Below are 14,692 nucleotides of genomic sequence, written 5' to 3' on the forward strand. Positions count from 1 at the left end.
CCGTGCGGCGCCTTCGAGGTCACGTCGAAGGCCATGATCAACGCTCCGGTGACGGCGCCGCCCGCCATCATCGACGGGATCACCCGGAATGGGTCGGCGGCGGCGAACGGGATGGCACCCTCTGAGATGAAGGCGGCCCCGAGAAGCCATGCGCTCCAGCCATTCTCACGTTCCGGCTCGCTGAAGAGGGCGGGCCGCAGGACGGTGGACGCCAGTGCCATCGCCAGCGGCGGCACCATGCCCGCCGCCATCACCGCAGCCATGATGCGCAGCGACGACGGATCGGCGATGTTGAGGCCGGCGGTGGCGAAGGCGTAGGCCGCCTTGTTGACCGGGCCGCCGAGGTCGAAGCACATCATCAGGCCGAGGATGACGCCGAGCAGAATCACCGAGCTGCCGGACAGGCCGCTGAGCCAGTGGGTAAGGCCCGAGGTCACCGCGGCCAGTGGGCGGCCGAGGAGCAGGAACATCAGCAGGCCGACGACGAGCGAGGCGAACAACGGGATGATGACGACCGGCATGAGGCCGCGGAACACCTTTGGCACCGCGATCCGGCTGATCCACAGCGCGGTGAAGCCGGCGATCAGACCGCCGACGATGCCGCCGATGAAGCCGCCACCGACGAAGACCGCGACCGCGCCCGCCGTGAAGCCGGGCGCGATGCCGGGCCGGTCGGCGATGGCGAACGAGATGTAACCCGCCAACGCAGGCACCAGGAACGAGAAGGCAAGTCCGCCAAGGGTGAACAGCACCGCGCCGAGGTACTGGACGAATCCGCCCGAGGGCAGGTCCGTCAAGGAGTTGGTGCTGGCGATGATGTTGCCAAGCGATTGCGTGGCGCCGTCGGGCTTGTTGGCGATGTCGTACCCCGCGAAGAGGAACCCGAGAGCGATCAGCAAGCCGCCGGCGGCGACGAACGGAATCATGTAGCTGACACCGGTGAGCAGGATCTGCCTGGTGCGGGTGCCCCAGCCGACGCCGGATCCGGACGGGCCGGACGACGAGGAGGGTGCGCCTGCGACCCCTTCGACGCGTGCCGCCTGCGGATCCGTTGCGGCAGCGAGAGCTTCGGCCACCATCTTGGCGGGCTCGTTGATGGCGCGCTTGACACCCGAGGCGATGACGGGCTTGCCCGCGAACCGGCCGCGGTCCTTCACGCCGACGTCGGTGGCGAAGATGACGGCGTCGGCGGCGGCGATGGTCTCGGGCGACAGCGGGGTACTGCCCGACGAGCCCTGCGTCTCGACGTGCATCGTGACACCGGCGTCCTTGGCGGCCAGCGCCAACGAGTCAGCGGCCATGTAGGTGTGCGCGATGCCGGTCGGGCAGGCGGTGACGGCGACCAGCGTCCTGGTCTTCGCGGGCTCCACGGGTGCGGCCGGGGCCTCGGCGACGGGGGCCGGATTCACGACGCCCTCGACCAGCGCGACGACCTCGTCGGCAGATGCGGCGTTGCGCAACGATGCGACGAATTCCTTGCGCACCAATGCGCGCGCCAGGCTGGACAGCAGCTTCATGTGTTCGGCGCCACCCGAATCCGGAGCCGCGATCAGGAAGGCGAGGTCGGCGGGACCGTCGGGCGCGCCGAAGTCGACCGCCGGTGACAGCCGCGCGAAGCCGATGGTGGCTTCGTCGACGTAGGGGGAGCGGCAGTGCGGGATCGCGATGCCGCCGGGCAGGCCGGTGGCGGACTGCGCTTCGCGTGCCATGGCGGCGCCGACGAGACCGGCGGCGTTGGAGGAGCGCCCGGCATCGGCGAGACGCGCGGCGAGCAGGCCTATCACGGCCTCCTTGTCGCCGCCTGCGTCGACGTCGATGGCGACGAGGTCACTGGTGATGATGGACATTGTTCTCTTCCTCTTGTCGGGGTCAGGGGTGGGTGGACGCGGGTGTAATCGCATACACCCGAACGGCATTCAGATCGATTTGGGCGGGAGTGGGCAGGGCGGAGCCGGGCAGCGCCGCTGCCGCACTGCCGTAGGCGACCGCCATCTGCAGGCGGCGCGGTGGCTCGGCGCCCCCGACCGCGGCCCGCACGTACCCAGCCAGCGACGAGTCGCCCGCGCCGACGGTGCTGCGCGGCGCGATGGGTGGCGGGGCGGCCATCCAACTGCCGGTGGGGTCGACGAGGACGGCACCTGCCGCGCCGAGCGTGACGAGGACGGTCTTGGCGCCGCGTGCGATCAACTGGTTCGCGGCGGATACCACCGGAGTCGGATCACCCTGGGCGACAGCGGCTTCCAGTGCCGCGGGCGATGCGCCGACGAGGCCGGCGAGCTCCTCGGCGTTGGGCTTGATGACGTCGGGTGCCGCCACGGCGAATCCGGTGGCCAGGGCGTCGAGCGGACGTTCGGAAGTGTCGACGGCGATCTGGCAGGACGACGAGGCCAGCCTGGCGACGACGTCGGCATACCACCGGTCGGGCACGCCGGGCGGCAGGGATCCGGAAAGCACTACCCACGAGGCGGTTTCGGCGTGGACCAGAACGCTACGGGTGAGCGCGTCCAGCGCCGCGGCGTCGAGTTCGGCCCCCGGCTCGTTGAGCTTGGTCGTGGTGCCGTCGGCCTCGGTGATGGCGAGGTTGGTGCGGACGGCGCCACTGACCGGGACGCACCGGAAGCTGACTCCGGCGCCGCGCAAGGCGGTCACCATGGGGTCGTCGTCGGCGGCGGGAAGCACGGCGACGGCGTCGAGGCCGGCGAGGGCCAGCGCGCGAGCGACGTTGACGCCCTTGCCGCCTGGCTCACTGGTGACGGAGGTGACCCGGTGCACGGCGCCACGGGTCAGGGCAGTGCTCAGCGATACCGTGCGGTCGATGCTGGGGTTGGGCGTGACGGTGACGATCATTCGGGAGCTCCCGTCACGATGACCTCGACGCCCTCGTCGGTCAGGGTCCGGCGGTCGGCGTCGGAGATCTCGGCGTCCGTGATGAGGGTGTCGACGCTGGAGATCGCCGCGAAGCTGACGAAGTCCTCGCGACCGACCTTCGTCGAGTCCGCGGCGACGACGACGTAGTTCGCGCAGGCGACCATGGCACGCTTCACCGCGGCCTCGTCACTGTCGGGGGTGGACAGTCCGTGCCTGGCGCTGATGCCGTTGGTGCCGATGAACGCGATGTCGACGCGAAGGTTGTCGAGCACTCGCAGCGCCTGGTCGCCGACGGCGGCCTGGGTGATGCCTCTGACCCGGCCGCCGAGCAGTTGCAACGAAACCGTCGGTACGGATGCCAGCTTCGCCGCGATGGGCACGGAGTTCGTCACGACGAGCAGATTGCGGTCGGTGGGCAGCTGACTGGCGATCCGTGCGGTCGTGGTGCCCGCATCGAGAAGTACGCTCGCTCCGCTCAAGGGGAAGAACTCGGCGGCCGCCTCCGCGATGGCGTCCTTGTAGTCGGCGCGGGTGGTCTCCCGTTCGCCGACTCCCGGCTCGACGAGGTGCAGCGCGCGGGTCGGGACGGCCCCGCCGTGCACGCGGCGCAGCACGCCAGCCCGGTCGAGGACGGCGAGGTCGCGGCGCACGGTCTCGGTCGTAACGTCGTAGGCCTGAGCGAGTTCGGCCACCGATGCGCGGCCCCGGCTGATCACCAATTCGGCGATCGCTTGCTGGCGCTCTTCGGCGTACATGACTCTCCGGTTGTGTGGGTTATGTGGCTTGAGAATGTTGATATCGTTGGTTTTACCCCTGAACGTGTTGACTTGTCAATGGATTCTTGTAACCTGGTTCACATGAGCACGGCATCGTCATCCACGTCACTTCGTCCCGCGAACGTCGCGCAACCGCCGGCCGGCACCGTCCTGCAGGGCATCCCCGCCGTGGGAGGCGTGCAGTACGCCCCGGTGATCAGGCCGGGCTCGCGGCCGGCCATCGACGACGGGTCGGCGTCCGCCGACCTCGGCGAATCGGACCGCCCCGACGAGGTGGCCCGCTTCACCGCGGCCGCCGCTGCCGTGGCAAACCGACTGCGCGAACGCGCGGCGAATGCGTCGGGCGCCGCCTCGGAGGTCCTGGCGACCACCGCCACACTGGCGCAGGACCGCGCCTGGATCGCGGCCACCGAGAAGCGGATCGGCGAGGGCAGCCCCGCGGTTCGCGCGGTGACCCTTGCGGTGGACCAATTCGTCACCATGTTCACCCAGTTGGGCGGGCTGATGGCCGAACGGGTGACCGACCTGCGTGACATTCGCGATCGCGTGATCGCCGAACTCAATGGCCTGCCAGAACCAGGCGTACCGGTACCCGAGGTGCCGTCGATCCTGTGCGCCGAGGACCTGGCTCCGGTGGACACGGCGGGGCTGGACGCCTCGCTGGTGGTCGCGCTGGCGACGACGCTCGGCGGGCCCACCAGCCACACCGCGATCATCGCCCGCCAACTCGGCATTCCCTGCGTCGTCGCGGTCGCCGGTCTGGACTCCGTCGCCGCGGGCACCATGGTGATGGTCGACGGCACGGTCGGCACCGTGACCGTCTCACCCGACGAAGCGACCGCGACGCACGCCGTCGACCTGGCGCGGGCGGATGCCGACCTCGCGAAGAGCTGGCGTGGCCCTGGCGCCACCGCCGACGGGCACGTCGTCGCGATCCTTGCCAACGTTCAGGATGGCGCGGCCGCGCGGTCGGCGCGCGAAACGGCGGCCGAGGGCGTCGGCCTGTTCCGCACCGAACTCTGCTTCCTCAATCGGTCCACCGAACCCTCCGTCGACGAGCAAGCGCAGATCTACGGCGAAGTGCTCGACGCCTTTGCCGGCCACAAGGTCGTCATCCGCACGCTCGACGCCGGATCGGACAAGCCGCTGAAGTTCGTCGGCCATCCTGAGGAGGCGAACCCCGCGCTCGGCGTGCGCGGAATTCGGATCGCCGACGGGAATCCCGGCATTTTGACCAGGCAGCTCGAGGGCATCGCCGCGGCAGCACGGCAGACGGGCAGCGCGCCGTGGGTGATGGCACCGATGATCGCCACCCCGGCCGAGGCGAAGGCCTTCGCCACCGAGACCAGGGCCCACGGCCTGGTGCCCGGCGTCATGATCGAAGTGCCCGCGGCCGCGCTGCTCGCCGACCGCATCCTCGAGCACGTCGACTTCCTGTCGATCGGGACCAACGACCTGACGCAGTACACGATGGCCGCCGACCGGATGTCGGCAGAACTGGCCACGCTCACCGATCCCTGGCAGCCCGCGGTGCTGGCACTGGTCGCGATGGCGGCGAAGGCGGGCGTGGCGGTCGACAAGCCCGTCGGCGTCTGCGGTGAGGCCGCCGCCGACCCTCAGCTGGCCTGCGTGTTGGTCGGACTGGGTGTCTCGTCACTGTCGGCGGCCGCCGCGGCAGTCAGCGCCGTCGGCGCGAAGTTGGCTCAGGTCACGTTCGCGCAGTGCCGGGAGGCGGCCGACGCGGCACTGGCGACGGCCACCGCGGCCGACGCTCGGGCCGCCGCGAGCGCCATCCTGAGCTAGCCCTCTCCCTTGCGGACTGCTCGCGGGGAAGGGCTCGCGGGGACGAGCCACTGCGGAATGAAATCGGACCGCAGTCCGGTTATATGGGGTAGTCCTCGACGTAAGGAGACACCGATGCCCGCCATCACCGCCGACACCCTCACCCTGCCCCGCATCGCCGGGCCCGCTGCGATCGATACCCCACGTCCGGTGCGGTCGGTCACGACCGGGCCCCGCGGACATGAAGGCGAGGGCTTCCCCGTCGTCCGCGCGTTCGCAGGCGTGAGCTCCGCTGCGCTCGACCCGTTCGTCCACATGGACCAGATGGGCGAGGTCGAATACGAACCCGGCGAGCCACGGGGCACCGACTGGCACCCACACCGCGGCTTCGAGACGGTCACGTACATGATCGACGGCCGGTTCGCGCATCAGGATTCGCACGGTGGCGGTGGCCTCATCACCGACGGCGCGACACAGTGGATGACCGCGGGCGCGGGCATCCTGCACATCGAGACACCGCCCGCCGAATTGGTGGAGAGCGGTGGCACGTTCCACGGCATCCAGCTCTGGGTCAACCTGCCCCGCAAGGACAAGTTCGCGACCCCGCGGTACCAGGCCATCGAGGGTGGTCAGGTGAGACTACTGTCCTCCGACGATGGCGGTGCGTTGGTCAGGATCATCGCGGGCCAGATCGACGGACAGCAGGGTCCTGGGTCGACGTATACGCCGATCACCCTGGCGCACGCCACTATTCAGCCCGGCGCCCGCCTCGACGTGCCGTGGAACCGGGACTTCAACGCGTTGGTCTACGTGCTGGCCGGCGACGGCGCAGTCGGCCCGGTTGGGACGCCGATCCGCTCGAGTCAGCTCGCCGTCATGGGACCCGGCGACCGGATCACCGTCGCGGCGAACGCCACCCAGGACGCGCGCACCCCCGCCATGGAGGTGCTGTTGTTGGGCGGCAAGCCCATTCGCGAGCCGGTCTTCCACTACGGCCCGTTCGTGATGAACTCCAAGGCCGAGTTGGTCGAGGCGATGGAGGACTTCAACGCGGGCAAGTTCGGCACCATCCCGCCGAATGCGCTGATGCCCCACACCTCCGGTCGTTGAGATAGCGCTGACGGTCGGCAAAGGGCCCGATCTGAGCCGTGAGCGCTATCTCGACGCAGGCAGCGCTCCGCCCGCAGGTCGCTAGCCGCTCCGCAACGCGGCGGGTCGCACCGGGTCCGGGTAGAGCAGTTCCAACTCGCCGAGGTTCGCCGCCACGGTGACCAGAGGCAGCGCCGCACTGATGGACAGGTCAGCGTCCTCGGCTTCGGCGCGGAGGGCCAGGACGAAGTCGTCGCTGATCGGGCCGAGATCGTGCACCGGGCGCCGACCGTGCAGGCGCTCGCGGATCGCCGTGGCGTGCATCTCGAGCACGTCGCGCACCCGTGGATACGCGGTCAGCGGCGGCGGCAACACGTCGGCGATCAGCTCGGCGACGGTGCGCACCCGGACGGCCCGGTTGGCGGCGCGGACGACGGGAGCGCGTTGATCCGTCGACCCGCCGCTCTCCGAAAGGTATTGGCGGACGGCATCATCGAGCGTTCGCGAGGCGGACATCGCGGAGAATCCCAGCGAGAACACCTTGTCGTCGGCCGACTCCGAGGCGCCGCGCGTCACCCGCTTGACGGCGATGGTGAGGTAGCTGGCGCCCGCGGCGACGGCGGCGTCCACCGCGCGTGACACCCTGGCCGCCGCACCGCGCGGCCAGAGCAGCAGTGACACGACGGCGCCCACCATCGCGCCGACGACAACGTCCTCGACCCGGACCAGACCCACCTGCCAGCCACTCGGGTTGATGACGTTGAAGATGATCAACACCATCATCGTGAACATCGCCTGGCCGGCCACGAACGACGCGACCTCCGGCACGTACGCCGAACCGAACGCGACGAGGGGCAGCGCGATCCACAGCACGACCGGCTCGACGCCCATCAACTCGATGAAGACCACGCCGAGCAGGAATCCGATCGTCGTCCCCACCACCGCGCGGACCACCCTGGTGCCGGTCGTGAGCGCACTGCTGCGGAGGACCGACATCGCGCCGAGCACCACCCAGAAGCCGTGCTCGACGGGGAAGACGTGGGTGACGGTGACGGCGAGCGCCAGACCAAGGCCCGTTCGGACGCTGTTGCGCACCACGACGGCTTTGGTGGCGAGGAAGCCGCCGGGAAGCGACGTGAGTGCCTGTGACTCCGAGAGCAGTCGCTCGGCGGCCCCCGACTCGGGCAGCCTGCGCCCGAGGACGCGGGCCCACACGGGGCGGGCGTCGGCCGCCGCCGCGATGCCGATGATCCGTCCGGTGGTGCCGACACAGCCCGAAACCGTCCTGCGGGTCAGCAGCTTTCGGCCCACTCGGATGGCGGTGGCGTCGCTGGTTTCGTCGAGAATTTCGACGATGTCGTCGCGGTAGCGGCTCTGGGCGATCAATCGTTGCACCGCCAACGCGGTGGCCAGGCTCTCGCGATGGGCCTCGCGGTCGGCCGCCCGCGGGGTACTGAGCACCAGTGCGCTCTCGCGCAGCACCTGGACGACGGGATCGCGCATTTCCGCCAGCAGATCGCCGCTGGTGTCGGTGATTCGATCGGAGAGCCACTGCAGGTCATCGACCACCCGCACCAGCGCGCGACTGCCCGCGGTCAATCCGACCGGCCGGAAGTCGGCGCCAAGGAAGTTGGCCCGCAACGCACCCATCGCCGACGTCACGTCCTCAGCAGTCGCGGCGCCGTCGAGGCGGTCGGCCAGCGTCCGGCACACCAGAGCGGCGTGGCGCCGGAGGTCGTCGTGATGGCGAGGCGGTAGCAGGAACAGCGCGGCGGGTACGGCGAGCGAGAGCGCGATGAACCAGCCGAGCAGGCGCTCCGGGATGGGACCGGCGGGCGTGCAGGCGGGCAGCACGAAGATCATCAGCGTCGACCGCTGGCCCGCCGCGAACGTCTCACTCAGAACTCCGGAGAACGTCACGACCATGCCAAGTACGAACATCGTCAGTACTGCCAGCCAGGGGATTGGCGAGACCACCGTGCCCAGCGTGATGAGGATGACACCGTTGACGCCGAGACCGCCATACGCCAGTGCCCGCGCAGGGCGGTTACCGGGGAAGTCGACGGTGATCAGCAGCGCCACCGAGCCGAAGATCGCGAACAACGGTGTCTGCGAACCACTTCCGACGGCGAAACCGACAGCGGCCGCCAGCGGTAGCACGATCGCCGCCCGCACGGCCCTTCGCGCCGCGTCATTCTCCGGGTCGCGCTGCCTGATCCGGTCGATCGCCCGGTGCCAGAGGCCAGCCGGGGTCAGCATGCACCGGATGGTAGACCCGGCGGGTCAGCCTGCGTCCGGCACCGAGGCGAAGCGGCCCGAGTCCAACGCGTCGAGCAGCTGATCCGCGACCCATCTCAGGCCGATGGTGTCTCGGGGCAGCGTGCTCTGCTCGTAGCCGATCAGCAGGTACATCCCCCAGGAGGCGAAGACTCGTGCCTGGTGTTCGTTCCCGAGGATCTCGAGCGCCGCATCGAACATGACGTCGAACCGCCGCTGGTCGACGGTGGACTGGATCGCGAATACCTCCGGGTCGATCGAACTCCAGACCCGGATTGCCGCCTCGGCGCCGTGGGGCAGTGCCAGCGCATGCTTGATGATGGTGTCGATGCGCCGCCGGGGGACGGGCTCCGCGTACGCCACGGCCATCCCGTCCATGCGCTGCTGCAGCCAGTGGCCGACGAGCGCGTGGGTGTACGCCGACCAGCTACGGAAGTAGTGGTAGAAGGAGCCGGTGGTAACGCCGAGGCGATTGCACACCTCTGCGAGTTTGAGCCCGCCGTATCCGACGTCGGACAGCACGTCGAGGCCCGTCTCGAAGTAGGACTCCCGCGACACCCCACCCACCATGGAGGAGAACCCTAGTTGCCAAGGAGCGGCATTCGCCTCGCGTGGCCAGTCTCAGCTATGTCGAACTTCGGTAAGAATTCGACCAGTTTGCCGCGATTGACGGCAAAGATGGTTTGCTGGGTTTCGAATTTTTACGGTCCCGCAACCATTTCGCCCATGAATGCCAGGTGACGTGTGGCACAATTTGAGCGTGCCGTACACCGCGACCCGAGGACCTGGCCGCCCGCCAGCAGCGAAGGCGGCGGAGACGCGTGAACGCATTGTGCGCGCGGCACGCGAGGTTTTCAGCGAACTCGGTTACGACGCAGCGACATTCCAAGCAATCGCAATACGTGCTGATCTGACGCGTCCAGCGATCAACCATTACTTCGCAAGCAAGCGCGTGCTGTACGCAGAAGTGGTCGAGAAGACCAACGACTTGGTGGTTGCCGAAGGGATGGCCAAGGCAGAGGGACAGACGTCGCTGGTGAAGCGACTGTCCGCCTTTTTCTCGGCCGCGATGCAGGCTGATTCCCGTGACCGCTCAGCCGCTGCATTTCTGGTGACGTCGGTGCTGGAATCTCAGCGTCACCCCGAGCTGAGTCGTGACGAGCACAACTCCTTGAAGGCCTCCAGGGCGTTCGTGACCTGGGCCGTTACCGATTCTCTCGAGCGGGGCGAGCTCACCACGGACACCGACGTCGCGACGCTCGTCGAGATGCTGGTCGCCGTGATGTGGGGAATGGGTTTCTACGCCGGCTACGTCGGCGGTCACGACGAACTCGCCACCATCGTGGATAAGCTGGAGCTTCTTTTGGCGAACAAACTCTGGAAGCTCGCCGAGTAACTCGGCGGCTTTGCGCCGACCGTCGTCCGGTGACGTAGCGCACACCGCAGGCTAGCTGAACTAACTTTCTCGGTAGCATTGCGAACGACCGGCATTGGCTATCGAAGGAACGGCGCCCATGAGCTCCTTGCGTACGCACGACGACACCTGGGACATCGCCACCAGCGTCGGATCCACGGCGGTGATGGTGGCCGCCGCCAGAGCCGGTGAAACCGAGCGCGAGACGCCGCTGATCCGCGATCCGTACGCCAAGATCCTGGTCGCGGGCGCAGGGACGGGCGTCTGGGAGTTCATGCTCGACGACTCCTTCATCGAGAAGGTTAGGCAGGCCGGCGAAGATGGAGCCGAATCGGCGGCCGTCTTCGAGCACATGGGCAGCTACCAGGCCGTTCGGACGCACTTCTTCGACGCGTTCTTCGCAGCTGCGACGACGGCCGGTATCCGGCAGGTCGTCATTCTCGCCTCGGGCCTGGATTCGCGGGCGTACCGCCTCGAGTGGCCCGCCGACACGACGGTCTTCGAGATCGATCAGCCCAAAGTCCTCGAGTACAAGGCAGCCACGCTGGCAGGACACGGTGTGCAACCGTCCGCGATTCTCCACGAGGTGCCCATCGACCTTCGCGAGGACTGGCCCACCGCGCTGGTGGGTGCGGGTTTCGACGCTTCGGTGCCGACGGCGTGGCTCGCCGAAGGCCTGCTGATGTATCTCCCCGCCGACGCCCAGGACCGCTTGTTCACGCAGATCACCCACCTGAGTGCGCGAGGCAGTCGGGTCGCCGCCGAGACCGTCGGCGTGCAAGCGCAGGACCGGCGCGAGTTGATGCGCGAGCGGTTCCAGAAGATCGCGGAACAGTTCGGCATGGAGGACGTCATCGACGTCGGTGACCTGATGTACCACGACGAGGACCGGGCCGACGTCACCGAATGGCTGAATGGACACGGTTGGGCGGCGTCCGCGGTGACCTCGCGGGACGAGATGCGGCGCCTGGACCGCTGGGTTCTGCCGGAGCAGACCGACCAGAAGGCGTTCTCCGACTTCGTGGTGGGCGAGCGCGGCTGACTGAGGCTGTTCGCCTACCGGGTGGTTGGTTAGGATCGGGTCATTCCTAGGGTCAGGAAGGACTCCCAGTGACCACCCAAGCCGACGAAGAAGTCCCAGCTCCGCCCAGCTCAGCTACCACTGTGGTCGACATTCCGGCCACCGTCGCCCGGCTCCGCAAGACCTTCGAAACCGGCCGCACCCGTGACGTCGCTTGGCGCAAACGGCAGCTGGAGGCGCTGGCGACTCTGATGACGGACAACGAGCCCGCCATCGCGGCCGCGCTCGAGAAGGACCTTGGCCGCAAGCCGTTCGAGGCGTGGCTCGCCGACATCGCCAGCACCGTCAGCGAAGCGCAGGATGCCGCCAAGAACGTCGGCAAGTGGACCAAGCGCAAGCACCGACGGCTCGAATTCGCGCAGCTTCCCGGTCGCGGGTGGATCGAATACGAGCCATTCGGCGTCGTGCTCGTCATCGGCGCGTGGAACTTTCCGTTCGCTCTGACCCTTGGGCCCGCCGTCGGTGTCCTTGCGGCCGGCAACGCGGTCGTGCTCAAACCGTCCGAGATTGCACCTGCCTCCTCGGCGTTGATGGCCGAGTTGGTGCCGAAGTACCTCGACCCCGATGCGGTCGCCGTCATCGAAGGCGACGGCGACGTCAGCCAGGAACTCATCGCCCAAGGGTTCGACAAGCTGTGTTTCACCGGCGGCACCGACATCGGCCGCCGGGTCTACCAGGCGGCGGCGGCGCACCTCACGCCCGTCACGCTGGAACTGGGCGGCAAGAGCCCGGTGATCGTGGCCGCCGACGCCGACATCGAGATCGCCGCGAAGCGCATCGCGTGGACCAAGCTGATCAACTCCGGTCAGATCTGCATCGCACCCGACTACCTCATCGCCGACGCCTCGATTCGCGACCAGTTGGTCGACAAGATCAAGCAGGCCGTCGAGACCTTCGAGGCCGAGGACCGGTCGGGCAAGCCCATCGTCAACCAGCGGCACTTCGATCGGCTCGTCGCATCGCTGGCGGCCACCAAGGGCACGGTGGCCCTCGGCGGCGGATCGGATGCCGCCGAGATGAAGATCCAACCGACCGTCGTCGTCGACCCGGCGCTGGACGAGCCGTTGATGACCGACGAGATCTTCGGTCCGATTCTGCCGGTCGTGACCGTCCAATCAATCGACGAGGCAATCGAATTCGTCAACTCACGGCCCAAACCGTTGGCCGCCTACCTTTTCACCAAGAGCAAGACCGTTCGGGAGCGGGTCATCAAGGAGGTGACTGCCGGCGGCATGCTGGTGAACCACCTGCTGTTCCAGTTCTCGACCACTAGGCTGCCGTTCGGCGGCGTCGGCCCCTCGGGGATGGGCTCGTATCACGGCAGGTTCGGCTTCGAGGAGTTCAGCCACCTCAAGTCGGTGCTGACCAAGCCGACCCGACCCGACATCACGCAGCTGATCTACCCGCCGTATACAGAGAAGGCGTGGAAGCTGGCCCGCAGGCTCTTCTGAGTACGGAGGGCAGGAGCGCAGCGACTCGGGAATCGGCGGCCCCGCCGACGCTCGCCAACGAAGATCGAGAGATGGGAAAGCTATGCCCGGAGTGCAGGATCGCGTCATCGTCGTCACCGGAGCCGGTGGAGGTCTCGGGCGTGAGTACGCGCTGACCCTGGCCCGTGAGGGCGCCAGCGTCGTGGTCAACGACCTCGGTGGATCGCGCGACGGATCGGGCGCCGGACACAACATGGCAGACGACGTCGTCGCCGAGATCAAGGAGGCGGGCGGTCGCGCCGTCGCCAACTACGACAGCGTCGCCGAGTCCGAGGGCGCCGAGAACATCATCAAGACGGCGATCGACGAGTTCGGGGCCGTTCACGGAGTGGTCAGCAACGCGGGCATCCTGCGTGACGGCACGTTCCACAAGATGACGTTCGAAGCGTGGGACGCCGTGCTCAAGGTGCACCTCTACGGCGGGTACAACGTGCTGCGGGCCGCGTGGCCGCACTTCCGCGAGCAGAGCTTCGGCCGTGTCGTCGTCGCGACGTCGACCAGCGGCCTGTTCGGCAACTTCGGCCAGGCCAACTACGGCGCCGCGAAGCTGGGCCTCGTCGGCCTGATCAACACGCTGGCCCAGGAAGGCGCGAAGTACAACATCAAGGCCAACGCCGTCGCGCCGATCGCCGCCACCCGGATGACGCAGGACATCCTGCCTCCCGAGGTCTTCGAGAAGCTGACGCCCGAGTACGTCGCGCCGGTCGTGGCCTATCTCTGCACCGAGGAGCTGCCCGACACCGACTCGATCTTCATCGTCGGCGGCGGCAAGGTGCAGCGCACGGCGCTGTTCCAGAACGACGGTGTGACGTTCGACAGCGTGCCGTCGGTCGACGACGTGGCAGGCAAGTGGGGCGAGATCACCGACCTCTCGGCAGCGCAGTCGGCCAGCTTCAAGCTCGGTTAGCTCGGTGGGCATTAGCGAAGCGACCCGGGGATTTAGCCAGTGAAGGCGCTTGTTGCGCAACAACTCTCCGGACCATCGGGTTTGGTGTACACCGACGTTGACGACGTCGCAGGCGACGGCATGGTCGTCGTCGACGTCGGTGCGGCCGGGGTCAGCTTCCCCGATCTGCTGCTGATCAAGGGTGAGTACCAACTCAAGCTCGACCCGCCGTTCGTCCCGGGAACCGAGATCGCCGGCCTGGTCCGTTCGGCGCCTGCGGACTCGGGATTCGTCGTCGGCCAACGGGTCACCGCGTTGAGCATGCTCGGCGCATGGGCCGAGCAGGTGGCGGTGCCGGCAGCCAGCGTGCTGCCGACTCCGGACGGCGTCGACGACGGTGCGGCGGTGTGCCTGCTCGGCAACTACTACACGATGTACTTCGCACTGGTCCGTCGAGCAGCGCTGCTCGACGGCGAGACGGTCCTTGTCCTCGGCTCGGCTGGTGGAGTCGGTACGGCGGCCATCCAGATCGCAAAGGCGTTGGGCGCCAGAGTGATTGCAATGGTGCACCGGCCAGGCGCGATGGAGTTCGTGGAGTCGCTGGGTGCCGACGTGGTGCTCCCGCTGACCGATGGCTGGGCGCAGGCGGTCCGCGACCACACCGACGGCCGCGGGGTGGACGTCGTCGTCGACCCCGTTGGTGGCGACGCCTTCGACGATGCGATCCGGGTGTTGGCGACCGAGGGGCGACTACTCGTGCTGGGCTTCGCGTCGGGCGGCGGCATTCCGTCGGTCAAGGTGAATCGGTTGCTGTTGCGTAACGTCAGCGTCGTGGGTGTCGGGCTTGGCGAGTTCATCAATCGCACGCCGGGTGCGCAGGCAGAGATCGGCATGGGCCTAGGGAAGTTGGTCGACGGTGGGCTGCGACCGCCGCCGCCCGTGCGTTATCCCCTGTCGGAGGGCCGCGCGGCGCTTGAGAGCTTGGCGACCGGGGGAATCCGGGGCAAGGTGGTGTTGGAGCCGTGATGA

General features: G+C 68.2%; 12 protein-coding genes. 7 read left to right on the forward strand and 5 right to left on the reverse strand.

Translation table 11 applies throughout. The features are described 5' to 3' along the window. The 3 genes from QOD90_RS23885 to QOD90_RS23895 all read right to left on the reverse strand — a co-directional run. Nucleotides 1–1,847: PTS fructose transporter subunit IIABC (locus QOD90_RS23885; RefSeq protein ID WP_526353728.1), on the reverse strand; the 1,847-nt coding region annotated here is incomplete at its 3' end. 22 nt (nucleotides 1,848–1,869) lie between these two features. Continuing rightward, the gene (gene pfkB, locus QOD90_RS23890) at nucleotides 1,870–2,847 is read right to left on the reverse strand and encodes a 1-phosphofructokinase (protein ID WP_526353730.1); all 978 of its coding nucleotides are present in this window, start codon (nucleotides 2,845–2,847) and stop codon (nucleotides 1,870–1,872) included. Continuing rightward, on the reverse strand, nucleotides 2,844–3,623 hold the full coding sequence (locus tag QOD90_RS23895; protein WP_526353732.1) for a DeoR/GlpR family DNA-binding transcription regulator: 780 nt from the start codon (nucleotides 3,621–3,623) through the stop codon (nucleotides 2,844–2,846). The genes pfkB and QOD90_RS23895 overlap by 4 nt, the downstream gene beginning before the upstream one ends. A gap of 102 nt (nucleotides 3,624–3,725) precedes the next feature. Between QOD90_RS23895 and QOD90_RS23900 the strand changes: the two genes are divergently transcribed. After that, complete coding sequence (locus tag QOD90_RS23900) at nucleotides 3,726–5,447, forward strand: phosphoenolpyruvate--protein phosphotransferase (protein WP_526353734.1); 1,722 nt, start codon at nucleotides 3,726–3,728, stop codon at nucleotides 5,445–5,447. Nucleotides 5,448–5,561: 114 nt separating this feature from the next. Then, nucleotides 5,562–6,536 (forward strand): pirin family protein, encoded by a 975-nt coding sequence (locus QOD90_RS23905; RefSeq protein WP_526353736.1) that lies wholly within the window; start codon nucleotides 5,562–5,564, stop codon nucleotides 6,534–6,536. Between the two features lie 81 nt (nucleotides 6,537–6,617). Here QOD90_RS23905 and QOD90_RS23910 read toward each other — a convergent pair whose 3' ends face one another. Next, nucleotides 6,618–8,774, reverse strand: a complete 2,157-nt coding sequence (locus tag QOD90_RS23910; protein ID WP_526353738.1) for an FUSC family protein — start codon at nucleotides 8,772–8,774, stop codon at nucleotides 6,618–6,620. Between the two features lie 24 nt (nucleotides 8,775–8,798). Beyond that, complete coding sequence (locus QOD90_RS23915; RefSeq protein WP_526353740.1) at nucleotides 8,799–9,362, reverse strand: TetR/AcrR family transcriptional regulator; 564 nt, start codon at nucleotides 9,360–9,362, stop codon at nucleotides 8,799–8,801. A gap of 190 nt (nucleotides 9,363–9,552) precedes the next feature. Here QOD90_RS23915 and QOD90_RS23920 point away from each other — a divergent pair, with 190 nt between their 5' ends. From QOD90_RS23920 to QOD90_RS23940, 5 genes are all read left to right on the forward strand, one after another. Then, entirely contained in the window at nucleotides 9,553–10,188 is a 636-nt protein-coding gene (locus tag QOD90_RS23920; RefSeq protein WP_526353742.1) for a TetR/AcrR family transcriptional regulator, read from the forward strand. Nucleotides 10,189–10,306: 118 nt separating this feature from the next. Further along, entirely contained in the window at nucleotides 10,307–11,248 is a 942-nt protein-coding gene (locus QOD90_RS23925) for a class I SAM-dependent methyltransferase (RefSeq protein WP_526353744.1), read from the forward strand. A gap of 68 nt (nucleotides 11,249–11,316) precedes the next feature. Further along, nucleotides 11,317–12,738 carry an aldehyde dehydrogenase family protein gene (locus tag QOD90_RS23930; RefSeq protein ID WP_526353746.1) on the forward strand — a complete coding sequence of 474 codons (1,422 nt, stop codon included), beginning with the start codon at nucleotides 11,317–11,319 and terminating at the stop codon, nucleotides 12,736–12,738. A gap of 82 nt (nucleotides 12,739–12,820) precedes the next feature. Further along, nucleotides 12,821–13,684 carry an SDR family oxidoreductase gene (locus tag QOD90_RS23935; protein ID WP_526353748.1) on the forward strand — a complete coding sequence of 288 codons (864 nt, stop codon included), beginning with the start codon at nucleotides 12,821–12,823 and terminating at the stop codon, nucleotides 13,682–13,684. Nucleotides 13,685–13,723: 39 nt separating this feature from the next. Further along, on the forward strand, nucleotides 13,724–14,689 hold the full coding sequence (locus tag QOD90_RS23940) for an NADPH:quinone oxidoreductase family protein (RefSeq protein ID WP_526353750.1): 966 nt from the start codon (nucleotides 13,724–13,726) through the stop codon (nucleotides 14,687–14,689). Nucleotides 14,690–14,692: the final 3 nt, after the last annotated feature.

The sequence above is a fragment of the Mycobacterium sp. genome (genome assembly GCF_032161845.1).
GTDB lineage: Bacteria > Actinomycetota > Actinomycetes > Mycobacteriales > Mycobacteriaceae > Mycobacterium.

What these genes read in the sequence shown, in the direction of transcription:
- pfkB (WP_526353730.1), bottom strand. Translation starts at nt 2,847, where the DNA reads ATGATCGTCACCGTCACGCCCAACCCCAGCATCGACCGCACGGTATCG.
- QOD90_RS23895 (WP_526353732.1), bottom strand. Translation starts at nt 3,623, where the DNA reads ATGTACGCCGAAGAGCGCCAGCAAGCGATCGCCGAATTGGTGATCAGC.
- QOD90_RS23900 (WP_526353734.1), top strand. Translation starts at nt 3,726, where the DNA reads ATGAGCACGGCATCGTCATCCACGTCACTTCGTCCCGCGAACGTCGCG.
- QOD90_RS23905 (WP_526353736.1), top strand. Translation starts at nt 5,562, where the DNA reads ATGCCCGCCATCACCGCCGACACCCTCACCCTGCCCCGCATCGCCGGG.
- QOD90_RS23910 (WP_526353738.1), bottom strand. Translation starts at nt 8,774, where the DNA reads ATGCTGACCCCGGCTGGCCTCTGGCACCGGGCGATCGACCGGATCAGG.
- QOD90_RS23915 (WP_526353740.1), bottom strand. Translation starts at nt 9,362, where the DNA reads ATGGTGGGTGGGGTGTCGCGGGAGTCCTACTTCGAGACGGGCCTCGAC.
- QOD90_RS23925 (WP_526353744.1), top strand. Translation starts at nt 10,307, where the DNA reads ATGAGCTCCTTGCGTACGCACGACGACACCTGGGACATCGCCACCAGC.
- QOD90_RS23935 (WP_526353748.1), top strand. Translation starts at nt 12,821, where the DNA reads ATGCCCGGAGTGCAGGATCGCGTCATCGTCGTCACCGGAGCCGGTGGA.